The organism is Agrobacterium salinitolerans, from assembly GCF_027498475.1.
GTDB classification, from domain to species: Bacteria; Pseudomonadota; Alphaproteobacteria; order Rhizobiales; family Rhizobiaceae; genus Agrobacterium; species Agrobacterium salinitolerans.
Genome location: NZ_JAPZLN010000002.1, coordinates 370,442 through 395,927 on the forward strand (window position 1 = coordinate 370,442; position 25,486 = coordinate 395,927).

A 25,486-nucleotide genomic window follows, 5' to 3' on the forward strand; every position below is an offset into this window, starting at 1 on the left:
CCGACAGGGGCGGGATTGACAGTGTAAATCCCTGTTATTTCTTCATCTTTCCTTGAAAGCGCGGGACATGCTGTCGGAGATCGGTTTGGTCAGATATTCGAAGAAGGTACGCTCCGAGGTCTGGATCAGCACGTCGGCCGGCATGCCGGGCACGGGATGGAAATTATGGACCTTGGCGATCTCTTCGTCGGGTATCTGGACGCGCACGATATAGACGTCCTTGACCTGAAGGCCGGCATTTTCCTCGATACTGTCGGCCGAAACGTAAAAGACCTTGCCGTTCAGAACTGGCGTGGTGCGGCGGTTGAGCGCTGAGAGGCGGATTGCGGCGGTCTGCCCTTCATGCAGCTGGTCGATGGAGGTTCTGAGCACCTGTGCCTCGAGAATGAGGGGAACATGGGCGGGCAGGATTTCCATGATCGGCTTGCCTGTCGTGATGACGCCCCCAGGCGTGTGATAATAGGCGCGCACCACGGTGCCGTTGACGGGGGAGCGGATGATGGTGCGTTCCAGCACTTCAGCCGCGCCGCGCACCTGTTCGCGTACGCTGTCGAGATCGGATTCGGCGGTTTCCAGCGCATCGAGCGCCGCCTGCTTGTTGGCGTTGACGGCAATGACCGCTTCCTGCCGGAACTTGGCGATTTCCGCCTCGCTCTGGTTCATCTCGCCGCTCAGCCGGGCTATATCGCCCATGGCGTCGGCGATGGCGCGCTCCAGCGCCAGCATGTCGGTCTTGCGGATGACGCCGTTCTTGGCGAGCCGTTCCTTGGAGTCGCGCTCCTGTGTCAAAAGCGCCAATTGCCGGTCGAAGGATTGTTTTTGACCTTCATACCCCGCATAGCGGAACTCCAGCGACTTGATGTTCTTGTCGATAAGGTTCAGCTGCTCTTCCAGCTTGATGAGCTTGCTGTGGAACACGATGTTCTGGCTCTGGATGATGGAAGTGATATCCGGATCGCCGGCTTCCTTCATGACGATATCGGGCACCTTGAAGCTTTTTGCGCCCTGGGCCTCGGCGCGTAGGCGCACCACGATGGTTTCGAGGCGAAGCCGCCGCAGTTGCAGCATGCGCTCGTTGGCAAGCGCCGTCGTCTTGTCCAGCGTCAGAAGGACATCGCCTTCCTTGACCGTGTCGCCTTCGCTGACCATCATTTCCTTGATGATGCCGCCTTCCAGATGCTGCACCACCTTGTTGTTGCCGGTGGCGACGAAACTGCCCTGCGCGATGATGGCGGAAGAGAGCGGTGCGGTGCCGGCCCAGAATCCGAAGCCGCCGAATGAGGCGAGCAGCATGGCAAGGCCGATCGAACTGTGCAGGCGGATCGAGCGCGGCACCTCGCTGTACCACTCCAGCTGGCCCTGGGGTTTGACTTCGGCAATGGTGGTTTTCTTTTTGAACATGACGGTCCTCAACCCTCGATTTGCGGGGACTGGTTAGCCTGGCGGCCATTGCCGGAAAGCGCCTTCAGCACGTCCATCCTTTCGCCGAACATGGCGACCGATCCGTCTTTCAGCACCATGATCTTGTCGACGCATTGAAGCAGCGCCGGACGCTGGGTGATGGTGACGGTGGTGATGCCCTGTCTTTTGGCGTGCAGCAGCGCCTTGGCCAGCGCCTGTTCGCCCTGTGTATCCAGATTGGAGTTCGGCTCATCCAGAACCACGAATTTGGGATCGCCGAAGAAGGCGCGGGCAAGTGCGATACGCTGTTTCTGGCCGCCTGAAAGCGGCGCGCCATCGGCGGCGACCACGGTCTCATAACCCTGTGGGAAACCGGCGATCAGTTCGTGCACATCCGCCAGTACCGCGGCCTCGTAAATCTGCCGGTCTTCGACATCGTCGCGCATGCGGCAGATGTTGGCCTTGATGGTGCCGGGGAAAAGCTGAACATCCTGCGGCAGGTAGCCGATGCTTTCACCGAATTGCCGCTGGTCCCAGTTACGCAAATCCATGAGGTCGAGGCGCACATTGCCTGACGTGGGCAGGATGGAGCCGACCAGCATCTTGCCGAGCGTCGTCTTGCCGGAGCCGGAATTGCCGATGATGGCGAGCGATTCCCCTTTTTTCAGCGAAAAGGAAATGCCGTTCAAGATCACCTTCTTCTGCGGCGGCGGTACGAAGAGGATGCGCTCGACGTCGAGACGCCCTTCCGGGTTGGGCAGGCGCAGGCGCGGGAAATTTAGCGGCGAATTGACGAGAAGCTGTTTGATGCGGCCATAGGAGGCGGCAGATTTGTTGAACTGGTGCCAGCCTTCGATCGCGCCCTCGATGGGCGCCAGCGCGCGGCCGGAAATGATGGAGGCCGCGATCACCATGCCGCCGGTCAGTTCGCCGGATAGCGACAGATGCGCGCCCCAGCCGAGCAGAGCCACCTGGGTGATCATGCGCGCCGCCTTGGAGACGCCTGAGAACATGATGTTGCGATCCTGCGCCGCCACATGCGATTTCAGCGAACCGGCGGTTTCGCGGCCCCACATCTTCACCGCTTCGGGGATCATGGCGAGCGCATTGATGATCTGCGAATTGCGCGACATGGAATCGAGGTGGAAATTGGCGCGGCTGAGATAACCTGATGCTTCGGCGAACTGTCTCGCAGTGAAGCGCTGGTTCAGCCAGGCGATGGTGAACAGCACGACGCAACAGACCATGATGATGATGCCGAGATGCGGATGGACGAGATAGACCACCACGATGAAGAGCGGCATCAATGGCGCGTCGAGAAAGGCGATGAGCGTACCGGAGGTAAGGAAGGCGCGCAATTGCTGCAGATCTTGCAGGGTCTGATAGTCCTTGCCGTTGCCATGCAGGGAGGCGCGGGCGGCGGCGGACAGGATCGGCGCGCCCAGCTGCACCTCGAGTTCAACGGCGGTGCGCATCAGGATGAAGCGGCGGATGGCGTCCATGAAGGCCTGCAGCAGAACCGCGCCAATGACGGCGACAGTCAGCATCACCAACGTATCCATCGAGCGGCTGGTCAGAACCCGGTCGGAAATCTGGAACAGATAGAGCGGGATGGAGAGCAGCAGGATGTTGATGGCGACCGTGAACAGCATCACCACCACCATGTTGCGCCGCACGGCGGCGATGCCCTTGGCAAGGCTTGCGGCGAAATTGATCGGCTCGCTGCGTTTGTGAAAACCGCTCTGGCTTCCACCGCCGCCGCCGCCACCACCGCCACCACCGCCATTGTCCGTCGGCTCCTTGCCGCCGCCGCCCGTCACCGGCCGGCGTTCGTTTTCACGGAGCGGCCCGTCATTATTGTCGATGGTCTTGACGAAAGGCAGGTCGCCATTGTCGATCTTGGCCTGTGGTTCCGGCGGGGAGGCGGGTTGCCTATCCCGTTGAGGTGCCGGCCGTTCTGGAGGAACATCCCGTAATTGTTCCGCCTGATCGGTTTTTGCATGGGGTTGGGAGATAACTTGTGGGGAGGCGGTCTGCGCGGGGGATGAAACGGTTTTTGCCGTCTGTTGCGCACCGGATAACTGGCGCAGGTTCTCGACGGCTTCATTGATTGCTGAAATACAGGCATCCGTCAGCTTGCTGTCTTCCGCTTCCTGATCCAGCGGCAAGTCAAGCGAGCGTCCGTCGGCGATGTTTTTTCTTGAAATATGATCCATTTTATATCGGTCCCCTCGGTGATCTAGCGGTGTTTGCGGTTCCGGCTGCAGCGGGGTGCGTTTGCAGCCCCGCTTGCCGGAGATTACGCAACGACCGTCTGCATGACGTCGGCCGAATGCCCGTTCGACCATGACAGGTCGTGACCGGCATTGATGACGCCATTGGATTCGTTTTCGATGGTGGCGGGATCGTCGTGAAGAAAGGCGATGACCTCGTTCGCCAGTTGGCCTTGCTGGGGTTGCGACATGTCGTTTTCGATGATGCCGCCCTGTATCAGTATGGCATCGGAATAAACGCCGCCGGCGACATAGGTGGTGGAGCCGAAGCTGTCGTAGTCGATGATCTGCGCCAGATTGACGACGGCATTGCTGCCGGTGTCGACATGGATGGTGGCGTCCTCGTTATTTTCGGCGAGCTTGGCGGCCGCCTGCGTCACATCGTCGGAATCGCCCAGTACGCTCACCTGTTTTATGATGCTGACGTCATAAAGATTGCCGGTGATGTAGAGGACGTTCAGACCCTCATAGCCGCCGAAATTGACGTCATGAGCAAGCGCATCCGGCATGTTGGGATCGCGCTCGTTGATGGCGTTCACCGTCTGGTTCATATAATCCGGCATGGTTTCGAAACGGTCGTTGCTGCCGACGTTGTGAATGGCGGCATCGTTCCACAGCAGGTTGTTGCCGGACTGGATGGTGGCGCCTGCCGGTGCATCGGGATTGGCGCGCGCCCAGTCATTGTCGTAAAGCACGGCCATCTGACTGATGATGTTCATGTCCAGCACATTGCCGCCGACGATGATCAGGTCATATTGTATGCCGATGCCGAGGAAATTCGCAATGTTAAGTACCGCGTTGCCGCCTGTAAGCAGGCTGACGGTGGCGCCGGAGGTCGTTATCGTCAGCGTGTCGTTGTCGCTGACGAACTGGTATTGCTCGATCCAGTGCACGAATGAAACGTCGCCATCCAGCACACTGACGCGCCAGGCGGTTGGAAAAACCGGCGGCTCGCCGTTGTCCTGATTGTTCTCCGTGTTTTCCGCGCCCGGATAGACGCTGCGCTCGAAGCTGGCGATATTGAAGGCTGCCGTTGCCGCCTGATCTTCCGCGCGTGTGAAAACGGAGTCGATCTCGTCCCGGTCGCTATAGATATAGGCTTGGGTGATCGCGTCGATCTGGTGATAGTCGCCCATGACGGCGGTGACAGAGGTCATGACACCGGTATTGACCAACGTGGCGATGTTGGCGACGACATTGGCGCCTGCGGCTACATCGAGGCTGTTGCCGGCAGGGCTGTCCTCATGCAGTGAAACATCGCTCTTTTCCGGCTCTTCCGCCGGCTTGGCGATACCGCGATCAGGCATGTAGTCGTCGAGCATCGGCTTTTCGCCGGTTACCGAGCCGTTGATATAAAGCCCGTCGATGTCGTGGCCGGCGAGAACGAAATCCTGATCCGCGCCTGTGCCGAGCGACGTCACGTCGTTTTCGCGGGCGTGATCGATATAGTCGTGCGCAGATTTGGCCAGCGCCTGCAGGGCATCGTAATTGTCTGTGCGCTGGAAACCGGCAAAAGGCGTGAAGGTGGACGCCTCATTGTAGAACTCGACGGTGCGCGCGGTGACAAAGCTCGTATCGCGGGCCGCATAGGGGCCGTCCGTCATGTTCAGGTAGTCGTCGTCCTGAAGAATATTGACCTGCGCCACATGTGCGATGACCGAGCCGGGACCGGTGTGAACCACCAGTTCGTGCTCCTCCTCGAACGAAAGACGGCCGGGAAAACGGAAATGGGCGGCGGAAATATCGATAGGGACAGCATTTGCGAGCTGCTGCATGTCGTATTCGACCATGCGCGCGAAATGCGGCTGCAGATAATCGAAATCATAATAACCGGCGCGGTAGTTGACGTCGGGATCGTAGTCCTTGAGCGCAACATCGTAATTTTTGTCGAGTAGTTTTGCCGCCTCATCGTCCGGCAGACGGTCCGGATTTGAGTGCGCCGGGCCTTCGCTGTAGTTGCTTCTCAGACGCGCTTCCTCGATCACCGTGTCGAACAGGCCGATGAAATGCGCAATCATGTCCGAAATCTTGTCGATATGCATCGGAGGTCCCTCCCTGATCGCTGCGGCTGACGGGGAGGCGGGCGGCACACGTCTCAGAGGCGGTGCTTCGTTTTAACCAACCTGGTCGTTCAACCGCAAGCTGCACCGGCATCTGCCGGTGCAGCTATTTTCTCGAGAGGCGCTCGTCAGGCGCTGGTATCCTCACCGACGTCAGATACATGCGAGTTACCGCCTGTGATCGTGACATCAACTGCATTGGAGAGCATGTTGGCGCCCTGCACCAGTTCCAGATGGAAACCGGAATTTGCAAGGATTGCCGATGCATCCGCAGTGCTGGTGCCTGCTGCGTCGTCGCCGGCCTTGAGGTCCCAACCCTTGCCGTCCATGCCTTCGGCGCCGTAGGCGTCACCGGCATTGGCGCTCAGGTGGTTTTCAGCGCCGCCGTTCTGCATCTTGACGTCGTAGGCCATATCCTGATCGGCCAGGTGGTTGGCCTGTACCATGCTGAAGCCGGAGTCATTGCCGGCGCCGTTGAGCGAGCCGTTGAGGATATTGTCGACATCGAGGGTGAAGGAGAAGTCGTCACCCAGATTGAAGGTGAGATCTCCGCCGGCGACGCCGAGGTTGCCGACATCCTTGACGCCCATGATGTTGCCGAAGTCGTCATCAGACTTGTAGAAACTGTCTGCGGAGTTGAAGCTGTCGGAGGTCGTGGTGGTCTTTGTGGAGGTGTCGTTGTCGGAATAGGAGAACGTCTTGTTGTCCGTATCCGTAATTGTCTTCACATTGGTATCGTTGTCGCTGTACGACTTGCTTTCATAGCTCCAGTCGTAGTCGGTTTTGATATCAGTGCTGGTTTCGGTGCTTGTTTTGACGGTCGTGTCGTTGTCGCTATACGACTTGCTGTCATAGCTCCAGTCATAGTCGTTGTCGCGATTGTCACCGTTATTGGCGTCGACATCGATCTTGGCGTCAACATCCACATTGGTGCTGTGGTCGCTGTTGTCGTTGTTGCGGTTTTCGCCGTTTGCGGTGCCGACATTGCTGTCATCGACCTCGGCGTCATTGGTCGAGGTGTTGGCAAAACCCTCGGAAAGCGCGCCGATCTTGGTGATATCGTCGTCGCTGCCAGATGCCTTGTGATCATAACCCATTTCGATTTCCTCCGAAAAAGCTCGGAGCAGCTTTCGAAATCCCTCTCATCTAAAACGGGATTTTTATCGCGCTTGCTCCAGGTAGCATGAAGATTGATGTTTTGCAGATGCACTCGGTACGCATCATCTGCGGTTCGGTATTGGCCCGTGAACGGGCTCTTTTCGTTCAGCCCTTGTGCGCTACTCGGTAAAAAGGCGCACAAATCCGTTCCTCGCTCCAGCAGGGAGCGCGGTGGCTTCGTCTTTTTGCTTGCATGTTTTCTTGAAAAGGGACCGGCGTTTTCAAACACACGTCAAGGCCGGAGGTGTCTTTCCATCGGCCGCCGTTCAGCGACGGTCAGACTGTGCCGCAGAAAAATTGCGCTTCCTAGATATCAATTCGGGCTAAACATATCGGCACTGTTACCCCGAATATATATGCCGAAGGGTTGTCCGGTGTGCCGCGTCGTAGGCTTGGCCGGAGATTAAGAGGGTTTCCGCGGGTAAATAGGGCTCTTTGAAACCAGGGTTAATTACGGCGGGAAATGATCTTCATCCCGGAAAGGAACAGCTCCGCGCTTCGTTCGCTGGCAAGCTATGTAAAGGGATATCAACCAAAAGTTATATATTCCCGGATTGCAAAACCACAGCGAAAGCTTTTCCGATGCGCCTGTTTTTGTGGGCGTTCCCGAATGGGTGATTCTATTGCCTCGTAGCCTGTTTTGTATGTCAATTGTAAAAAATAACCCGTTTGGGCCATTTATTTACACAGCTTTTCGTATTAGCGTGTATTAATTAACGGGTGATTAATAATAGTTGACAGGACTTAAAGCGGAGATTCACCCCCAAGTATGCGGGGGAGAAGATAGCCGGCGGACAACAGGCTGCACAACCAAAAGAAAGTAATGCGTAAGCGCTTGAGGGAGGCATCAATGTTCATGGGGACGTCAGATTATGCGGCAAAACAAAAAAACGCCGTTGCTCCTATAAATGGAACTTTATTGATCATAGCGGATCCGGACCTGTTTTCCGAGTGCCTCATGGAGGCGCTGGGCAAAAAGTTCCCCACATTCGCGGTGGTAAGCGTGAGGTCGTCGGGGAAGATCGAAGACGATTACGGTAATAATGTACGGCTGGTTTTGCCTTACCGCATGTCTGGCGATCGTCTTCACGCCGTTCTATCGGAGGTTCGGGCAAAACACCCCGATGCGCCGATCGCGCTCGTTGTCGAAACCATCGATAAGTTCGAGGAGTCGTTGAAAAGACTGGTGGGAATGCGGGTCATTGACGGCGTGTTGCCGCTCAACCTCAGGCTCGATGTCTTCATGGCGGCCGTCGATCTGCTGATGAAGGGCGGAGAACATTTTCCGGCTGCCCTTCTCGGCAAGCTCACGCCCTATTCTTCTTCCGTCAGCGGCAAGAGCGTTCAAAGCAACGCCGTTATCGCCAACCGCGCCGATGCGCTTGCCGCAGGCAGGAGCGACGTGGCGGCGCTGACGACACGCGAGGTGCAAATCCTCGATCTGCTTTGCAAGGGAACGCAAAACAAGATCATTGCTGATCGGCTGCATCTGTCCGAGAACACCGTCAAGGTTCACGTTCGCAATATCTATAAGAAAATGAACGTGCGCAACCGCACGGAGGCTGCGTCGCGCTTCTTTAACAAGGACGAAGACACGACCTTCCCCGGCGGCTGGAAGAACTGAGCGTCAGGACGGAGAGAGCCGTCCGGACGCCGGTTCCTTCCGGTGTTTCTCCAGGAGGCTCAGGGCCTCAGGAAGCAGCGGGATTTCTGCCCGAATCCGCTCGGTGAGCAGATATAGGGAGATGAACCCGAGTAGGACTGCCGCGATATCGCGGGCGTGTCCGAGGCGTCGGCAACGAGCGTAACAGCCGCGTTGCCGGTTTTTTGATAACCGTAGGACGCCTTCGCCGGAGCGACCCGGCCTTGGATCGCGGCGGTATTGGCCGACGCGGTCTTGATGAGAACGGCGTCTTCGACCACGGAGCATGAAGCCGTCGCGAAGGTGAAGGTTACAAGTGCCGCGGCAATAAGCGCGAAGCGACAATGGCGGGCTGCTTTGCCGCTATGGGAATAAGGCATTTCATTCGTCATGTGTGTCCCCTGAAATCGACTATCTGTCGCATCTCGCCGGGCGGTTTTGTTCCCGGTGGACCGAGCCTTACGAAACCAGCATAGCCCCGACTGGTTGAGCGAAGCTTGCGCTAATGCTCAATAAGAAAGGCATAATATAGGCATAGTTAAAAAGTATTAAATCAAGGGCTATTTCGAGTGGATTTGGGTAATCAATTGTAATATTTCGATAAAATGAAGTTGACCTGTTTTCTTCTGCGCCTATCATGAAAGTTGAAATTTATCCGATCGAAAATATTAACCTCCAAAAGAAGTAAAAACCGGAGGGTGGTATTAAATAATCGTACAATCTGGGGTTTGATCCAGTTTAGGTGAATCAGCTGCGCTGATTTCTCTTGGGGAGGAGTGTGTAATGCGTAATTTCGTTCCCAACGAACACGACAACGGCGTCACCATCTACTCCGAATGGAGACCTGGCCAACGCGTTCTCGTTAACGGCGGCGCCGGTTTTCTCGGTTCTCATCTCTGTGAACGCCTGCTGAGCAGCGGCCACGAGGTGATCTGTCTCGACGATCTTTCGACCGGACGCACCGCGAATGTGGCGCATTTGCGGGACAATAAGCGGTTTCTGCTGGTCGAGCACGATGTGCGCAAACCCTATGACATCGATGTCTCGCTGATCTTCAACTTCGCTTCGCCGGCTTCGCCACCAGACTATCAGCGCGATCCGGTCGGTACGCTGCTCACCAATGTCCTGGGCGCGGTCAATGTACTGGAAGTGGCGCGCAGATGCGGTGCAACGGTGGTGCAGTCCTCTACCTCGGAAGTCTACGGCGATCCGCACATCAATCCGCAGCCGGAAACCTATTTCGGTAATGTAAATACAATCGGACCGCGAGCTTGCTACGATGAAGGGAAACGCAGTGCCGAAACGCTGTTTTTCGATTATCACCGTAGTTTCGGTGTCGATATCAAGGTGGGACGCATCTTCAACACCTATGGACCGCGCATGCGGCCCGACGATGGGCGTGTGGTTTCGAACTTCATCGTCCAAGCTCTGAAGGGCGCTGACATCACCATTTATGGCGATGGCAGCCAGACACGGTCCTTCTGCTATGTCGATGACCTGATCGACGGTTTCCTGCGCTTCTCGGCCAAGCCGAAAGATTGCACCGGGCCGATCAATCTCGGCAACCCGAGCGAAATTCCGGTACGGCAGCTCGCCGATATCGTCATCCGTATGACGGGTTCCCGTTCGCGCATCGTGCATCTGCCTGCTGCGATCGACGATCCGCAGCAACGCCGCCCCGATATTTCACGGGCAAACGAGCTGCTGAGATGGCAACCGCGTGTGCCGCTCGAGATCGGTCTGGAAAAAACCATCGTCTATTTCGATGCACTGCTGGCCGGTAAGGCTGTGGCGGAGGCCGTATGAGATGCCCCGCACAATCCTCGTCACGGGCGGGGCCGGATTCATAGGCAGCCACATCTGCAAGGCGCTTGCCCTCTCCGGCTTCAAGCCCATCGCTTACGACAATCTCTCGACGGGTCACGCGGATTCGGTTCGCTGGGGACCCTTTATCGAGGGCGACATTCTGGATCGCGGCCTTTTGAAAGCCACGTTCAGGGAGTTCTCACCGGCCTTCGTCATCCATTGCGCCGCCAATGCCTATGTCGGTGAGTCCGTCGAGGATCCACGCAAATATTACCGGAACAATGTCGGCGGGAGCCTTTCGCTGCTGGATGCCTGTCTCGACCAGGATATCGGCGGGCTGGTTTTTTCTTCCAGCTGCGCCACCTATGGCGTGCCGCCGCAATTGCCTATCCGTGAGGAGACGGCGCAGATGCCGGTCAATCCTTACGGGCGCACCAAGTTGATCTTCGAGATGGCGCTGGAAGATTATGCTGCTGCCTACGGTCTGCGTTTCGTGGCGCTGCGTTATTTCAATGCCGCCGGCGCCGATCCGGACGGTGAGCTTTACGAGCGCCATGAGCCTGAAACCCATCTGATCCCGCGGGCGCTGATGGCTGCGGCCGCAAGGCTGCCGCGACTGGATGTCTTCGGGGCGGATTACGACACCAGCGACGGCACCTGCATTCGTGATTACATCCATGTCAGCGATCTGGCCGACGCCCATGTGGCCGCCGTCAATTATCTTGCCGATGGCGGAGAGACGCTGCGTGTCAATCTCGGTTCCGGGCACGGTACATCGGTCGGCGATATCATCCGCGCGATCCACCGCGTGACGGGGCAGGAGGTTCCGGTCCATTTCGGCGCACGGCGCGCCGGCGATCCGCCGGCCCTGTTTGCGGATATAAAGCGTGCGGAAGAGACGCTCGGCTTTATTCCGAAGCGTTCGGATATCGACACCATCATCCGCACGGCAGGTCCCGGCTTCGGACTGGAGGTGCGGTCATGAAGATCCGTTCCGCCGCTTCCGTTCCATCGGCCCGTTCGGTCGCGGTTGCCAGCGACCTGAGGATGCAACCGGTCTTCACCGGCTGGAACCGGTTGGCCTATCGCCTCGGCATTGGCGGTTGGCTGGTGACGCTCGCCTGGTTCTGGATCTGGTGGCTTGATCGCGACCGCGTCATCGACTGGCCCTATTACACCGTCGTCACGATCACTCTGGCGTGGATCACGCTTCTGCCGTCCTATTTCATCTTCATCTTCCTGAATGCAAGGGTCGTGGACCGGCGCTCCCCTCTGCCACGGGGCAGGGTGGCGATGGTTGTCACCAAGGCGCCGTCGGAACCCTTCGCGGTGGTGCAAAAGACGCTGCTGGCCATGCTCGATCAGAGAGGGCTCGATCAGCGAGGGCTGGAATTCGATGTCTGGCTTGCCGATGAGGCTCCCGATGCGGATACGCTGAAATGGTGTGGTGCGCACGGCGTTTTCGTTTCCACGCGACAGGGCGTTGCCGAATATCATCGCAAGACCTGGCCGCGGCGCACGCGCTGCAAAGAAGGCAATCTCGCCTATTTCTACGATCGTTACGGTTACGAGCGTTATGATTTCGTCGCTCAGTTCGATGCGGATCATGTGCCGGAGCCGGAATATCTCAGCGAGATCATCCGTCCCTTTGCCGATCCGAGAGTTGGCTATGTTTCGGCCCCGAGCATTTGCGACGCCAATGCCAGTGAAAGCTGGGCCGCGCGCGGCAGGCTTTATGCCGAGGCTAGTCTGCATGGCGCGCTGCAGCTGGGTTACAATAATGGCTGGGCGCCTCTGTGCATTGGTTCGCATTATGCCGTGCGCACGAAAGCCCTGTGCGAGGTCGGCGGTCTTGGCCCGGAGCTTGCCGAGGATCATTCCACCACGCTTCTGATGAACGCCGGCGGCTGGCGCGGCGTCCACGCCGTCAACGCCATCGCCCATGGCGACGGCCCGGTGACCTTTGCCGATCTCATCGTGCAGGAATTCCAGTGGTCGCGTAGCCTGATGACTATTCTGCTGCAATATTCAAGGCACTACGTACCGAAGCTGCCTGCGCGCCTGAAGTTCCAGTTCCTGTTTTCGCAGCTCTGGTATCCGCTGTTTTCCGGCTTCATGGCGCTGATGTTCTTGCTTCCCGCTGTTGCGCTGATACGCGGCGATGTACTGGTCGACGCATCCTATCCGGCGTTTCTGGCGCATTTCCTGCCGGTTTCGCTAATCATGATCGTCTTTGCCTTCTTCTGGCGGGCCACGGGCGCATTCCGTCCGCACGATGCGAAGCTTTTCAGCTGGGAGGCCATGGTATTTCTGTTCCTGCGCTGGCCCTGGTCGCTGATGGGGGTGCTGGCGGCGATACGCGACACGATCCGTGGCGACTTCGTCGATTTCCGCATCACGCCCAAGGGCATGCAGGCAAAACCGCCGCTACCGCTGAGGGTTGTCGCGCCTTACATCGTACTGGCGGCGCTCAGCCTTGCGGCCATGGTTCTGGCGCCCCGTGAGAACGGGGCGGAGGGTTTCTTCATCTTCGCCGCCATCAATGTGGCGATCTATTCGGGCCTCTGCGTGTTTCTGCTCATCCGTCATGCCACGGAAAACGGCTTGCCCAGGCTGCCGGCATTGCGTGGTGGAGCGACTGCCGCAGCCTGCTCGTTGCTGCTGGCGGCGGGAAGTGCTGTAGAGCTCAGTTCCCATGCAATCGGCGGCCTGGAAGCCCTGTCGCACGGGCAGCCCTATGTGAGTTTTACCGAAACGCGGTTCACGGTCGCCGGCGCGGGTGTGGAAGGTGCGAGATCGGTGCGTCTGAAACTGCGCATTACCGTACCGGGCTTGCGCGAACCGCAGGAAATGCAGGCGGAACCCATCGTGACGCCGCCGCCAGCGGTGGCGCCCGGAGAGATCATGCTGGCCGACAATAGGGTCGGACAATGAAGGAGGAGGCTGTGATGAAAACAACAATAAGCAAATGCGGATTCTCCGCTTTCGTACTCTGTCTTGCGGTGGTCTTGCCAAGCGCGGTCCATGCTGCAGGTGGCACGAAGACGCCGAAACCGCTCAGAACCAGCGAGGTCGTGAAGATGTACTTCGATAAGACCTGGAAATGGGAAACGGGCGGCGGACGCTTCATTGCCGAAGACCGCAAATTCATCGCTGCGACGCAGGAAAAGGGCCAGAAATCCACCGGTAAAGGCCGCTGGACTGTCGACGCCAACGGCACGCTCTGCATGCGCGCCACCTGGAAAAGCGCCGCTGGCAAAGGCAAGGCAGATACCTGTTTCGATCACGGCCGCATCGGCAAGGTGATCTACCAGCGTAAGCAGGGCGGGCCATGGTACGTGTTCCGGCACAACCCGCCACGCCCAGGCGATGAATTCCTCAAACTCGTCCGCAAGGACGATGTCACGCCGCAGATCGCCGCATACGACAAGGCGATGAGAGCAACAAGGTAGGGAGTAAGGTGTCATGCAAATAACAAGAAGAAAACTTCTGTTCGCAGGTGGTGCCGCCGCAGCCTTTACCGCCGGCATGTATCCGGTGCTCAAGCTCGACGCACAGGGTGTCGCCCCCATGACGTCGACGGGCATGAAGACGCTTGCCGACAAAAGACCGACATTGCATGCGGACGGTATTCGTTTCGGCGCATACGATCCGCACGGCGATTTCACCGGCCAGGCCGGGGTGGCGACGGAACATCTGTTCCTGCCCTGGGAGGACGTGGATCTCGACAGTCTGGCGCTTGCGGATGCCTATGCGATGGAACGCAAGCGCAACGTGCTGATCACGGTCGAACCCTGGTCCTGGGACGTAAACTGGCGGCTCACCTCCGACGAATTGCGCCGTAAGGTGATGAGAGGCGACTACGACCAGAATATGCAGGCGATCGCCGCGCGCATGTCTGCGATGAAGAGCCCGCTGATCCTGCGCTGGGGACAGGAAATGGAGGACACGTCCGGCCGCTTCTCTTGGTCGGGCTGGAACCCGCGTGATTACATCGCGGCCTATAGACGTATGGTGGACATGACCCGTAAGGCGGTTCCCGGCGTCAAGGTGATGTGGTCACCCAAAGGTATGGATGGTCTGCGGGCTTATTACCCCGGCGACAATTACGCGGATCTTGTGGGTCTTTCGGTCTTCGGTCTCGAGGAGTACGATAAGATCGAATATGGCGCGCCGCAGACCTTTACCGACCTGTTGCGCAAGGGCTATGGACTTGTCGAAAACTTCAACAAGCCGGTCTGGGTTGCCGAATTGGGCTATGAAGGCGGCGATTCCTATGTTCGTCCGTGGATGAACGACGTGACGCTGAAGCAGGCGGATTTTCCACAACTGGAAGAAGTCGTCTATTTCAATGACAAGGATGTTCATCCCTGGCCGCACAATCTCGGCAGACCTGATTGGCGCGTGGTCAGACCGGCCAAGGTTTGATCGCCATCGATACCAGCGAGCGGCGATGCCGCTCGCCCGCAGCTTCGATATTATTGATCCGCTGAAAGCACCGCCTCCGCCTCATATATGGCGCAGACGATGTGATAAAACGTGCTTGCCGGCGCCGGCTCATCGAGCATCGGCTTATCCGCTGGCCATTTGTCGAACCACAGGCCCTTGACCGTGGTGTCGAGGAAAGGTTGCAGCGCGCCGATGGCGCTGAGACCGGAGGCGAGGTAACGCTGCCGCTCCTCGCCGCTCGTGACGCTCGCAAGCCGTACCGCCGCTTTCAGCCATTCCGTCTGCGGCCATAACCGCGCCAGCCCGTCATGCACCGAAAAATCGTCGTAGAGGCTCATCACCGCCACTTTGCGGCGCGGGCAGATGCCATGTTCTTCGCCGATCTGGAACAGCCGTTTTGCCTTCCTGATCGCCTCATCGTTTCCACGCAGGGCCCCCCAGCGCACAAGAAGCCAGGCCCATTCGAACTGGTGGCCCGGCTCCATGATCCGGCCTTTGTCGCTGTCATGGGGTGTCCAGTCATGGGCGAAGAACTCGCGCAACCCGCCATTGCCGCCATCGATGAAGCGGGTTAGCGCCAGACCGGCGATCTCATCTGCAAGCGCCGACCACGGGCCGTCCGGATCCTGCACCTCCCAGGCCAGCATCGCCTCGAAGAGATGCATGTGCGGATTGGAGCAGAGCGGCGTGCGCGGCGGGTTCGCCTCCTCGAAACCTGCGACCGGATGTCTGTAGTCACGTTCAAGGATGGCGAGGATATCAAGCGCCCGGTCGCGCATCTCGTCCCTGCGCTCGGGAAGGCTTGCGGCCGCCTGCGCGGCGGCGAAAAGCGCAAAAGCCTGATTGTAGAGATCGAAGGAGGGATCGATCAGCCTGCCGGTTTGGTCGGCAAGGTTGCCGTAAAGGCCGTTTTCAAGGCGATAGACCTTCTCGAACCAGGAAAGCCCGTGCTGGAGCGCGTCTTTCCACGGCCCCTGCCAGCCATGCTGGCCGGCGGCAGCGAAACAATAGGCCTGGCGCGGCTGCACGCGGGCGCGGCGGTCATCGGAAAAAATCGGTTTCGCATCCTGACCGAGACGCTCGTAAAAGCCGCCATCCGGGCGGGCCGATCCCGCCTCCCACCACAGGGGTAGGGCGTCCTCATCCAGCCATTTGCGTAATGTTCCGATCTCTTCGGCAAGCGCCTGCGCGATGCTCGGAAATTGCAATGTCATACGTCAACTCTCTGTTTTTACAGTTGAATAAAAAAAGGACCAATAAAAATACGTCATCATGGAGCCAAGTAGACCATGGGACATATTGCGCTGCAACCGCAAAATTATCGATCTCTATCCAAACTAACCGATAACAAGGCAGTCGGTTCCGTCATCTCATCGGTGGGTCCATGCACGCTGTTGATTCGAAAGACCAAAATGTCAGAAATTACAACGCGAGTTTGATACTTCCTAAATTTCGTATTGCTTATTTGATCCCCTCCCGTATTTCGTAACAATGGTCTGGTCATTAGTGATTCGGTCTCCTTTTAACCTGGGCGGCGTTGGGGAAATAAAGGGGCGCAAGGCAGTGAGATTTTCTGCCTTTACTTCATTGCTGTTCTCCGTTGCGGTTCTTTCGGGCTGCAATACTCCCGCGGGCGTTCGGTCCTTCGGGGGCGCGCAGATGTTGTCTCCGTCCGAGGCGTTGGTTTTCCCACCGCCCGGTGGTCCCGAAATCGTGACCGTGGTCAACCGCACCTATTCCAACGCCGTGGCGCAGCAGGTCATTTTGCGCTCTGAGGCCGCGACCCCCGGGCAGAACTATATCAAAGCCGAGTTTTTCGGTCCGCAAAAGGCAGGGGATACCGGTGGCGATGCGCTGACTTTTTCCGGTTTCAGGGCATCTTCCGTTGCGCGGGAGATTCGGTCCGAGTTTCCAGGCCAAAACATCGCCATGTCGGCAAATTACCTGCAGAACGGTTATGGCGCGTTCGCCTATGCCGCCGGCAGCGGCCGTGGCGACGATACCTGCCTTTATGGCTGGCAGGACATACGCTCGCCGGAAAGCATGCGGCAGGATTTCCGCAATCTCGGGCGCATCAAGGTGCGGCTGCGCCTTTGCCAGTCAGGCGCCAGTGTCGAGCGACTGCTGGCGGTCATGTATAATTACACGATTACCGGCGCCTACGCCTCGCCAGGCTGGAACCCTTACGGCACGCCGCAGGCGGTGGATAAAAATCTCGGACGGCCGGGCCACCCGGTCTATCCCATAGAGGCGGATGAGGTGCCCATGCGGCCCGGCGGCGAGGTGACCGCGAGCGTGCCGACCCGGCCCGTTCGTCGCACGGCTGCCGTTGCGCCGCCCGCCCAGCCGGAACCGCAGCCACTTCCACCCGTTGCTGCAGTCAGTATCCCGTCGCCCGCATCGGCTGGCGCGCCCCTCCAGCCTGCAAGGCCTACGGTGGCGGGCAGGCGCGTCGATGGTGCGCCGGCGGATGGCGGCCGGCAACCATCGCAAGTCCCGCAGGTGTCCATTCCGTCGCCCGCATGTCTGTCCGGTTCGGGGGTGACGCCAGGATGCAGGTGATCGCCGGAGCCAGCGGGAAAGAGCACGCCAAGGCGAAGATCGCAAAAAATCCGGGCCGAAATTCCGGGTTGGGAAGACAACGGAAAGTTTCTAGATGAGCAAGGCCATAACAATCATTGTCTGGTTACTTGTTTCGGTTTGCGTTCTGGCCATCGTCACGATGCCGGTCAGCCTGCAGACGCATCTGGTCGCCACGGCGATTTCCCTCATTCTGCTGGCGACGATCAAAAGTTTCAACGGGCAGGGGGCTTGGCGTCTGGTCGCGCTCGGTTTCGGCACGGCCATCGTGCTGCGCTATGTCTACTGGCGCACCACCAGCACGCTGCCGCCCGTCAATCAGCTTGAGAACTTCATTCCCGGCTTTCTGCTCTATCTGGCGGAAATGTATAGCGTCATTATGCTGGCGCTCAGCCTCGTCATCGTATCGATGCCGTTGCCGTCGCGCAAGGCGAGGCCCGGTTCACCCGATTACCGGCCGACGGTGGATGTCTTCGTGCCGAGCTATAACGAGGACGCGGAGCTTCTCGCCAATACGCTCGCAGCGGCCAAGAACATGGATTATCCGGCCGACCGGTTTACCGTCTGGCTGCTGGACGATGGTGGCTCGGTGCAAAAGCGCAACGCCAGCAATATCGTCGAGGCGCAGGCGGCGCAGCGCCGCCACGAGGAGTTGAAGAAGCTCTGCGAGGATCTCGATGTGCGTTATCTGACGCGCGAGCGCAACGTCCACGCCAAGGCCGGAAATCTCAATAACGGGCTTGCCCATTCGACCGGCGAGCTCGTGACCGTGTTCGACGCCGACCACGCGCCCGCCCGCGACTTCCTACTGGAAACGGTTGGCTATTTCGAAGAGGACCCGCGGCTCTTTCTCGTCCAGACGCCGCATTTCTTCGTCAATCCCGATCCCATCGAGCGCAATTTGCGCACCTTCGAGACGATGCCCAGCGAAAACGAGATGTTTTACGGCATCATCCAGCGCGGCCTCGACAAGTGGAACGGTGCATTCTTCTGCGGCTCGGCCGCGGTGCTACGGCGTGAGGCGTTGCAGGATACCGAAGGGTTCAGCGGCGTCAGCATCACGGAAGATTGCGAAACGGCCCTGGCGCTGCATTCGCGCGGCTGGAACAGCATTTATGTCGACAAGCCGCTGATCGCCGGGCTGCAGCCGGCCACCTTCGCAAGCTTTATCGGCCAGCGCAGCCGCTGGGCGCAGGGCATGATGCAAATCCTGATCTTCCGCCAGCCCCTTTTCCGGCGCGGTCTCTCCTTTACGCAACGCCTGTGCTACATGTCGTCGACGCTGTTCTGGCTGTTTCCGTTCCCGCGCACCATCTTCCTTTTCGCACCGCTGTTCTACCTGTTCTTCGACCTGCAGATTTTCGTGGCTTCCGGCGGCGAGTTTTTGGCCTATACGGCGGCCTATATGCTCGTGAACCTGATGATGCAGAACTATCTCTATGGCAGCTTCCGCTGGCCGTGGATTTCGGAACTTTACGAATATGTACAGACGGTTCACCTCCTGCCCGCCGTCGTTTCGGTGATCTTCAATCCCGGCAAGCCCACCTTCAAGGTGACGGCGAAGGACGAATCCATCGCCGAGGCGCGGCTTTCGGAAATCAGCCGGCCGTTTTTCGTCATTTTCGCGCTGCTGGTGGTGGCAATGGCCTTTGCAGTTTGGCGCATCTACAGCGAGCCTTACAAGGCGGATGTCACGCTCGTGGTCGGCGGTTGGAACCTGCTCAATCTCATCTTCGCGGGCTGTGCGCTCGGTGTCGTCTCCGAGCGCGGCGACAAGTCGGCGTCGCGGCGCATAACGGTCAAACGGCGTTGCGAAGTCAAGCTCGAGGGCAGCGACGCCTGGGTGCCGGCTTCCATCGATAACGTGTCTGTTCATGGCCTGCTGATCAATCTCTTCGACAGCGCGACAACCATCGAAAAAGGCGCCACAGCCATCGTGAAAGTCAGGCCGCATAGTGAGGGCGTGCCGGAAACCATGCCTGTCAACGTGGTGCGAACGGTGAAGGGCGAGGGGTTCATCTCGATCGGCTGTACGTTTTCGCCGCAACGCGCCGTCGATCACCGCCTGATTGCGGACCTGATCTTCGCCAATTCGGAACAGTGGAGCGAATTCCAGCGGGTGCGCCGCAAGAACCCCGGCCTTATACGCGGCACCGCCATCTTCCTGGCGATCGCACTCTTCCAGACGCAACGTGGCCTTTATTATCTGGTCCGGACGCTTCGGCCTGCGCCCAGAGACGTCAAATCTGTCGGAGCGGTAAAATGAACGGCCGTAAACCCATCCGGGATTCTCTGGCAATATTGGTATGGGGAGCCGTCGCCACCGGCGCTATGGCGCAGTCCTCCCCTTTCGACATGTCGCCGGAACGGCCCACCCAGACTGCTCCGACACCCGAGCCGCCTGCCGCACCGTATCAGCTGCCGCCTGCCCAGATGCCGGCCCGGTCGTCGTCTCAGCCATCCACCCCGCCGCCATTTGCCGTTCAGCCCGCGCCGCAGTCGCAGCAGAGCCCCGCCGTTCCGTCGCCGCCGCCTGTTGCGGCTCCTCCGCGTCAGGAGGGCGCAGGACCTGCTCCAGCACCGTCGCTCAACGCCGACAGCCGCCGACGTTACATCCTGCCCTATGAAAAGCTCAGCCTTTCCGGTGAGATGGATCGGCGGCAATGGAGTATCTACCTGACGCCGGAACAGGTGAACGCCGCCGTTTCGCTCAATATCGGGTATCAGAACGCCATTGTCGTCGCGCCGGAAAGCTCGAATTTTCAGGTCAGCCTGAACAATGTCGCGCTGGATCCGGCGCGTATCGAAGCGCCCGACAGCGAAGGCAATGTCTCCTTGACGATTCCGCCCGGTGTCTTGCAGGTCGGCTCTAATGTCGTGAGACTGGGCGTACATCAACGCCATAGAACCGATTGCACGATCCAGTCCACCTATGATCTGTGGACCGATATTGACCCTGGCAATACCTATATCGGCTTTAATGCGGATGTCGCCGGAAGCTTTACCAATATCGACGATATTCAGGCGACCGGGCCGGATGGCAAGGCGATGACGTCGATCGAGATTGTCGCACCGGCACTCGGAAATCCGGCATTTGCCGATTCTCTCCTGCGCCTTTCACAGGCGCTGGCGCTCCGAACCCAGATGCCGAACCAGACGATCCGCTTCGTGGCTGCTCCTTCCCCTGAACGCAAGGCGGGCACGCTGACGGTCTTCGTCGGCACCGCCCGTGAGATCGCCGGGATCGCAGGAACGCTGCCACCCGAGGCTTCGGCAGGCGCTTTCGCCGGCTTCGGCGCTGCCGCGCCGGGCGCTCTTTCCCCGCTTTTTGTGAGCGGTCCCACCTCTCAGGCGGTGCAGGCGGCAATTGAAACGTTGTTTTCGTCGATATCGCGCACCCCCGGTGCGCAGAGAACGACTTTTTCGACCCGCAGCTGGCATGCGCCGGATGTGCCGCTTATCATGTCTGATCGTCGTATCGCGCTTTCCGAACTTGGTCTCGAAAGCACCGAATTTGGCGGGCGGCGTTTCCGCAACGAATTTTATGTCGGCATGCCGGCCGATTTTTACGCATCTGCCTATGGTGAGGCGTCGCTTCTCCTCGACGCCGCCTATTCGTCGCAGGTACTGCCGGGCAGCCATGTCGATATCTACGTCAATGACCAGATAGCCTCGACCGTGCCGATTTCCAACAATGGCGGCGGCATTTTCCGGCATCTGCCGATCAATGTGACGATGCGTCATTTCAAGCCCGGGCCGAACAAGATGACCATCGAGGCGGTGTTGATGACGGCACAGGATCAGGCGTGCGCCCCCGGCGCGCCCGCCAGCGCGACGCCGCGTTTTGCATTGTTCGACACGTCGGAACTTCATATTCCGGACTATGCGCAGATCGGCCGCAAGCCGGATCTCGCCGCGATGGCGGGGGCCGGACAACCCTATCGGACCGGCGGAGCACCTGTTGCCCTGTCACTCGACCGTTTCGACACCGATACCATGTCTGCGGCAGCGACGCTGATCAGCCGTCTGGCAAGCGTGGCGGGGCATCCCATCGACATTGAGACTGTCGCCTCGCCACTGGTGATCGGCGATCGCGACGCGCTGTTCGTCGGCACGATTTCGCAGTTCCCGCAGGCATTGATCGGCCAGTTCAATCTCGTTTCCTCCAGCCAGACCTCCTGGAAAATGGGAACCGGCGTCCAGCCGCCCGCCCAAAGCAGCGATACCCTTTTCAACGACTGGCGCGAGCGGGTGGATGGCGGTGTCTGGGAGGGGCAGGTGTCCTCCCTCGAGGAGTGGATGAAGCGGAATTTCGACCTGAGTTCGGATACGCTGCGCTTCCTGCCGGCAGCCGAGCAGCTCTATGCGCCGCCAAGCAATGTCTCCTTCATGCTGGCCCAGGGGCTGAGCCCCTCCGGCGAGGGGGTGTGGACGCTTGCCACTGCACCGACTTCAGCCGAACTTCGTGACGGGATGGCGGCGATGACACGGGAAAACCGCTGGAGCGGCGTGAGGGGACGTGTTGCCGCTTACGATGCCGCTGCCGAAAAGCTGGAGACAGTGGAGGTGGAGCGGCCTTATTTTTACGTCACACGGGCGTTTTCCCTTTCCAACTGGAGGCTGATCGCCGCCAACTGGTTGTCTTCCAACGTTCTTTCCTATTCGCTGGCGTTCATCGGTTTCGTGTCTCTCCTTGGCCTCGCCACTTTCGCGATGCTGCGCATGATGGGACGGCATCGATGAAGAGCGGAATTTCGAAACTGGCCGGTATTTTCTTCCTGTCCATGATGACGATGATTGCAGGTATTTCCGTCAGCCGCGCCGCTTCGGTTTCGCCGGAGGCGTGGTCCGCCTATAAAGGCGCGTTTCTCGATCCCGGCGGCCGCGTCATCGATACGGGCAACGGCAATATCAGCCATAGCGAAGGCCAGGGCTACGGCATGTGGCTTGCCGTGCTTGCCGACAACCTGTCCGACTTCGAGCTGATATGGAGTTTCACGCGCACCGAGCTTTTGGTGCGTGACGACGGGCTTTCCGCCTGGAAATGGGATCCGCGCATCAAGCCGCATATAACCGATATCAACAACGCCACGGATGGCGATATTCTGATCGCTTATGCGTTGGCGCTGGCGGCAGGGCAATGGAACCGGCAGGATTATGCCCAAGCATCGGCAGCCATCGCATCCGCCATTCTCAAGAAGACGGTGGTGCGACGTGGCGGGCGAACGCTGCTTCTGCCGGCGGCCAGCGGTTTTAACGAGGATGACCGGGAGGACGGGCCAGTGGTCAATCCTTCCTATCTGATTTTCGAGGCCTTTCCGGTACTCAATCTTGTTGTGCCATCGCCCCTTTGGAAAGCAATTGCCGATGACGGTGCGGCGCAGATCGAGACATTCGCTTTCAGCGATCGAAAACTGCCGGCCGACTGGGTATCGGTGAAGACGAAGCCGCAGCCAGCATCGGGCTTCCCGCCGGAATTCGGCTATAATGCGGTGCGCATACCGCTTTATCTGGCAAGGGCGAATATGGGATCGCCGGTGCTGCTTGCCCGGCTGAAAAGCGGCATGACGCTGGAAAGCGGCGCTGCCGGAACCTTCGATCTGAGGAGCGGCGCGGTCAAGGATGTCCTGTCCGATCCCGGCTATCGCATCATCCCGGCGCTCGCAGCCTGTATCGGCGGCGGGCCGGCCGTTTCCGCCGAACTTAAGAATTTCCAGCCAACACTTTATTATCCTTCCACATTGCATCTTCTGGCATTGTCGTTTCTGGCAAGGAATAACGGGGAATGCCGATGAACAAGCCACTGTCGACCTCGGCTCTCATTCTGCTTCTTATAGCGCTCGCCGCCTTCCACTGGCGCGACAGCATCCTCGGGCGGGTGTCGGACGTGCATACCTCGGCGGTCGGCGACAACCGGACGACGCAGCGTGTTTTGTCGACGGCGGCCAATCCGGCGCAGATAAATGCTTTCGTCAAGAACCGTGAAATGGCGCAGGTAACGCAGCCCGAGACACCGCCGGTGACGGTGCCGGCGACCGACCCCTTGCCGGTCACGCCGTCTGCCGGGCAGGCACCGCAAACGAAGACGACGCAGGCACCGGCCCCTCGTGCCACCCAGCCTGCCTCGGCCGATATGCCCGAGGTCGATTTGAGCGCATTGCGCTATTTCGCGGCGAGGGGCGATACGCAGCGTCTTCAAGCCGAAATCGCGCGCCTGCGCGCGCTCTATCCCAACTGGACGCCGCCTGCCGATCCTCTCGCCATTCCCGAAAACGGCGATCCTCAGCTCGACGCGATGTGGCAGCTTTATACCGACGGCCGTTATGCCGAGGTGCGGAAAGCGATTGCCGACCGCCAGCAGGCGGAGCCCGACTGGCAGGCGCCCGACAATCTGATGGGCATGCTTTCCCTTGCCGAAGCGCGCCAGCGCCTCGTTAATGCTTCCGATCTCAAGCAATATGCAACAGTGGTGGATACAGCTGCCAACAACCCCGGCCTGCTGACCTGCGGCGAGGTCGATGTGCTGTGGCGGGTTGCCGATGCTTTCGCCAATACCGACCGGATGGGACGGGCGCGCGATGCCTATCTCTACATTCTCAACAATTGCACCGTCGCCAGCGACAGGCTCGCCACCGTGCAGAAGGCATCCGCGCTTTTGCCGGCGGAAATGATGGACGAGCTGCTTGCCAGGGAAAAACCGGGTGTGGACGGTCAACTGGAATTCGAACCGGTCAAGAATGATCTCGCCCGTCAGTTCGTGGCAAAGGCAGGGGAGAAGGAGGGCGTCAACGTTCCCTCGACCTATGTGATGCGGCTTCAGCGACTTGCCGAGACCGACAAGCTTGCAAGCGACGCCCTGCTGCTCGGCTGGTACAATATCCGGCAGAAGAACATGGCGGAGGCGGAAAAATGGTTCCGCAAGGCGCGGGAAGAAGAAGACAGCGCGTCGGCGTCGCAGGGTCTGGCGCTGGCGCTGATCGACCGTAACGAGCCGCGTGAGGCCGAGGACGTCATGTATAAATGGCGCAACGCATCCGACGAAGCGCTTGCGACCTATCTCGCCGCAACCGCCAATCTTCTGGCGCTGGAGCCGCCGGTCGTTCTACCTCCCGATGTGCTGCAACGTATCGCCGCCGAAACGGTGGCGCGCAAGGATGCGGCGACGGCGCAGCAATTCGGCTGGTACTCGCTTTCCTTCAGGCAGACGCCGCTCGCTTTGCAATGGTTCAGTACGGCCCTTGGCTGGAAACCCGATGATGAGCCATCAGCCTACGGCATGGCCGTCAGCTATCACGATCTTCGCAATCTTGCCGGCCTGCGCGGCATCCAGCAGCAATGGGGAGGCCGTTCGCAACGTATCGCCGATGTGGGAACCGCGCGCATGGTGGATCAGTCCGGGCAGGCGGTTGCGGCACAGGTGACGCCGCCGCCCCTGCAGGCCAATGCCCCGCAGGGGGAAACGGCGGTGGTGTATAATCCACCCGTCGTCCAGCAACCTGAACCTTCGCGCAAGCAGGCGCGTCGCGCAGTGCAGGCGCAAAGGGAAACAAGCGCCGCATCGCGCCCACGCTCCTGCGTTGCCTATCCCGATCCGCAACGTTTGCCGCCACAGCAGGCGCTTGATCTCGGTTGGTGCCTGATGGAGACGAACCGGCCGGCGGAGGCTCTCAAAGCTTTCGAATCCGCGATAGAAAGCGGTCAGTCCAATGTCAAAAGCGACGCGGCCTATGGCCAGAGCCTTGCCTATCTGCGCATGGGCTTGACTGACCGTGCAGCCGTCTCGGCAACGAAGTCGCACATGGATCGCCCGCGTGCGACGGAACTGCAAGTCGCGATCCTTGCCGATCGAGCGGTTTCCGCATTCGGGTCGAAGCGATATGTTGAAACTCTTCTCCTGCTCGATCAGCGCGCGCGGCTGGCGGATGAGCGCACTGACCTGATGGTGCTGCGCGGTTATTCCTACCTCGCCATGCGCCGTTATGGTGAGGCCGCCCAGATTTTCGAAAGCCTGACGGCTATCGGAAACAAGGATGGTATCCGCGGGCTGGCTGCGGTGCGCGCCGCCCGGCCGAGCAACGGCCCCCAGGGCGGCTGACGTTCGGCTGATCGTGGCTGGA

At 59.3% G+C, this 25,486-nt stretch carries 17 protein-coding genes; 11 read left to right on the plus strand and 6 right to left on the minus strand.

Going from position 1 to position 25,486, the window contains the following annotated elements; translation table 11 throughout:
* Positions 1-42: 42 nt before the first annotated feature.
* From O9X91_RS10500 to O9X91_RS10515, 4 genes are all read right to left on the minus strand, one after another.
* Positions 43-1,401: an HlyD family type I secretion periplasmic adaptor subunit gene (locus O9X91_RS10500; protein ID WP_142911916.1), complete on the minus strand. Its 1,359-nt coding sequence runs from the start codon at positions 1,399-1,401 to the stop codon at positions 43-45.
* A gap of 8 nt (positions 1,402-1,409) precedes the next feature.
* On the minus strand, positions 1,410-3,617 hold the full coding sequence (locus O9X91_RS10505) for a type I secretion system permease/ATPase (RefSeq protein ID WP_142911915.1): 2,208 nt from the start codon (positions 3,615-3,617) through the stop codon (positions 1,410-1,412).
* 83 nt (positions 3,618-3,700) lie between these two features.
* The gene (locus tag O9X91_RS10510; protein WP_142911914.1) at positions 3,701-5,716 is read right to left on the minus strand and encodes a hypothetical protein; all 2,016 of its coding nucleotides are present in this window, start codon (positions 5,714-5,716) and stop codon (positions 3,701-3,703) included.
* A 146-nt stretch (positions 5,717-5,862) separates the two neighbouring features.
* Positions 5,863-6,831: a fibrinogen-binding protein gene (locus tag O9X91_RS10515; RefSeq protein ID WP_142911913.1), complete on the minus strand. Its 969-nt coding sequence runs from the start codon at positions 6,829-6,831 to the stop codon at positions 5,863-5,865.
* Positions 6,832-7,742: 911 nt separating this feature from the next.
* Here O9X91_RS10515 and O9X91_RS10520 point away from each other — a divergent pair.
* Positions 7,743-8,516 (plus strand): helix-turn-helix transcriptional regulator, encoded by a 774-nt coding sequence (locus tag O9X91_RS10520; protein WP_142911912.1) that lies wholly within the window; start codon positions 7,743-7,745, stop codon positions 8,514-8,516.
* Between the two features lie 59 nt (positions 8,517-8,575).
* Here the strand turns inward: O9X91_RS10520 and O9X91_RS10525 are convergent, their stop codons facing one another.
* A complete protein-coding gene (locus tag O9X91_RS10525; protein ID WP_080795921.1) occupies positions 8,576-8,926 on the minus strand; it encodes a hypothetical protein in 351 nt (116 codons plus the stop codon).
* Positions 8,927-9,317: 391 nt separating this feature from the next.
* On the opposite strand from O9X91_RS10525, the gene O9X91_RS10530 reads away from it, so the two are divergent.
* From O9X91_RS10530 to O9X91_RS10550, 5 genes are read left to right on the plus strand one after another with little or no spacing between them, the layout of a single operon-like run.
* Positions 9,318-10,340, plus strand: a complete 1,023-nt coding sequence (locus O9X91_RS10530; protein ID WP_077984339.1) for a UDP-glucuronic acid decarboxylase family protein — start codon at positions 9,318-9,320, stop codon at positions 10,338-10,340.
* Position 10,341: 1 nt separating this feature from the next.
* The gene (galE, locus tag O9X91_RS10535) at positions 10,342-11,325 is read left to right on the plus strand and encodes a UDP-glucose 4-epimerase GalE (RefSeq protein ID WP_142911911.1); all 984 of its coding nucleotides are present in this window, start codon (positions 10,342-10,344) and stop codon (positions 11,323-11,325) included.
* A complete protein-coding gene (locus tag O9X91_RS10540) occupies positions 11,322-13,274 on the plus strand; it encodes a glycosyltransferase family 2 protein (RefSeq protein ID WP_142911910.1) in 1,953 nt (650 codons plus the stop codon). The genes galE and O9X91_RS10540 overlap by 4 nt, the downstream gene beginning before the upstream one ends.
* A 14-nt stretch (positions 13,275-13,288) precedes the next feature.
* The gene (locus O9X91_RS10545; RefSeq protein ID WP_080796642.1) at positions 13,289-13,792 is read left to right on the plus strand and encodes a DUF995 domain-containing protein; all 504 of its coding nucleotides are present in this window, start codon (positions 13,289-13,291) and stop codon (positions 13,790-13,792) included.
* A 13-nt stretch (positions 13,793-13,805) separates the two neighbouring features.
* Positions 13,806-14,768 carry a glycoside hydrolase family 26 protein gene (locus O9X91_RS10550; RefSeq protein WP_269833922.1) on the plus strand — a complete coding sequence of 321 codons (963 nt, stop codon included), beginning with the start codon at positions 13,806-13,808 and terminating at the stop codon, positions 14,766-14,768.
* Positions 14,769-14,818: 50 nt separating this feature from the next.
* Here O9X91_RS10550 and O9X91_RS10555 read toward each other — a convergent pair whose 3' ends face one another.
* A complete protein-coding gene (locus tag O9X91_RS10555) occupies positions 14,819-16,003 on the minus strand; it encodes an AGE family epimerase/isomerase (protein WP_269833921.1) in 1,185 nt (394 codons plus the stop codon).
* Between the two features lie 445 nt (positions 16,004-16,448).
* On the opposite strand from O9X91_RS10555, the gene bcsN reads away from it, so the two are divergent.
* The 5 genes from bcsN (at position 16,449) to O9X91_RS10580 (ending at position 25,464) form a co-directional block, all read left to right on the plus strand.
* On the plus strand, positions 16,449-17,351 hold the full coding sequence (bcsN, locus tag O9X91_RS10560) for a cellulose biosynthesis protein BcsN (RefSeq protein WP_142911907.1): 903 nt from the start codon (positions 16,449-16,451) through the stop codon (positions 17,349-17,351).
* A 94-nt stretch (positions 17,352-17,445) separates the two neighbouring features.
* Complete coding sequence (gene bcsA / locus O9X91_RS10565; RefSeq protein ID WP_142911906.1) at positions 17,446-19,635, plus strand: UDP-forming cellulose synthase catalytic subunit; 2,190 nt, start codon at positions 17,446-17,448, stop codon at positions 19,633-19,635.
* The gene (locus O9X91_RS10570) at positions 19,632-22,112 is read left to right on the plus strand and encodes a cellulose biosynthesis cyclic di-GMP-binding regulatory protein BcsB (RefSeq protein ID WP_269834302.1); all 2,481 of its coding nucleotides are present in this window, start codon (positions 19,632-19,634) and stop codon (positions 22,110-22,112) included. Before bcsA ends, O9X91_RS10570 begins: the two co-directional genes overlap by 4 nt.
* Positions 22,109-23,164, plus strand: coding sequence for a family 8 glycosyl hydrolase (locus O9X91_RS10575; RefSeq protein ID WP_269833919.1), 1,056 nt, complete (start codon positions 22,109-22,111; stop codon positions 23,162-23,164). The genes O9X91_RS10570 and O9X91_RS10575 overlap by 4 nt, the downstream gene beginning before the upstream one ends.
* Positions 23,155-25,464: a tetratricopeptide repeat protein gene (locus O9X91_RS10580; RefSeq protein ID WP_162520331.1), complete on the plus strand. Its 2,310-nt coding sequence runs from the start codon at positions 23,155-23,157 to the stop codon at positions 25,462-25,464. Before O9X91_RS10575 ends, O9X91_RS10580 begins: the two co-directional genes overlap by 10 nt.
* Positions 25,465-25,486 lie beyond the last annotated feature (22 nt).

What these genes read in the sequence shown, in the direction of transcription:
- O9X91_RS10505 (WP_142911915.1), bottom strand. Translation starts at nt 3,617, where the DNA reads ATGGATCATATTTCAAGAAAAAACATCGCCGACGGACGCTCGCTTGAC.
- O9X91_RS10520 (WP_142911912.1), top strand. Translation starts at nt 7,743, where the DNA reads ATGTTCATGGGGACGTCAGATTATGCGGCAAAACAAAAAAACGCCGTT.
- bcsA (WP_142911906.1), top strand. Translation starts at nt 17,446, where the DNA reads ATGAGCAAGGCCATAACAATCATTGTCTGGTTACTTGTTTCGGTTTGC.
- galE (WP_142911911.1), top strand. Translation starts at nt 10,342, where the DNA reads ATGCCCCGCACAATCCTCGTCACGGGCGGGGCCGGATTCATAGGCAGC.
- O9X91_RS10550 (WP_269833922.1), top strand. Translation starts at nt 13,806, where the DNA reads ATGCAAATAACAAGAAGAAAACTTCTGTTCGCAGGTGGTGCCGCCGCA.
- O9X91_RS10500 (WP_142911916.1), bottom strand. Translation starts at nt 1,401, where the DNA reads ATGTTCAAAAAGAAAACCACCATTGCCGAAGTCAAACCCCAGGGCCAG.
- O9X91_RS10580 (WP_162520331.1), top strand. Translation starts at nt 23,155, where the DNA reads ATGCCGATGAACAAGCCACTGTCGACCTCGGCTCTCATTCTGCTTCTT.
- O9X91_RS10575 (WP_269833919.1), top strand. Translation starts at nt 22,109, where the DNA reads ATGAAGAGCGGAATTTCGAAACTGGCCGGTATTTTCTTCCTGTCCATG.
- O9X91_RS10525 (WP_080795921.1), bottom strand. Translation starts at nt 8,926, where the DNA reads ATGACGAATGAAATGCCTTATTCCCATAGCGGCAAAGCAGCCCGCCAT.
- O9X91_RS10545 (WP_080796642.1), top strand. Translation starts at nt 13,289, where the DNA reads ATGAAAACAACAATAAGCAAATGCGGATTCTCCGCTTTCGTACTCTGT.
- O9X91_RS10515 (WP_142911913.1), bottom strand. Translation starts at nt 6,831, where the DNA reads ATGGGTTATGATCACAAGGCATCTGGCAGCGACGACGATATCACCAAG.
- bcsN (WP_142911907.1), top strand. Translation starts at nt 16,449, where the DNA reads ATGTTGTCTCCGTCCGAGGCGTTGGTTTTCCCACCGCCCGGTGGTCCC.
- O9X91_RS10530 (WP_077984339.1), top strand. Translation starts at nt 9,318, where the DNA reads ATGCGTAATTTCGTTCCCAACGAACACGACAACGGCGTCACCATCTAC.
- O9X91_RS10510 (WP_142911914.1), bottom strand. Translation starts at nt 5,716, where the DNA reads ATGCATATCGACAAGATTTCGGACATGATTGCGCATTTCATCGGCCTG.
- O9X91_RS10540 (WP_142911910.1), top strand. Translation starts at nt 11,322, where the DNA reads ATGAAGATCCGTTCCGCCGCTTCCGTTCCATCGGCCCGTTCGGTCGCG.
- O9X91_RS10555 (WP_269833921.1), bottom strand. Translation starts at nt 16,003, where the DNA reads ATGACATTGCAATTTCCGAGCATCGCGCAGGCGCTTGCCGAAGAGATC.
- O9X91_RS10570 (WP_269834302.1), top strand. Translation starts at nt 19,632, where the DNA reads ATGAACGGCCGTAAACCCATCCGGGATTCTCTGGCAATATTGGTATGG.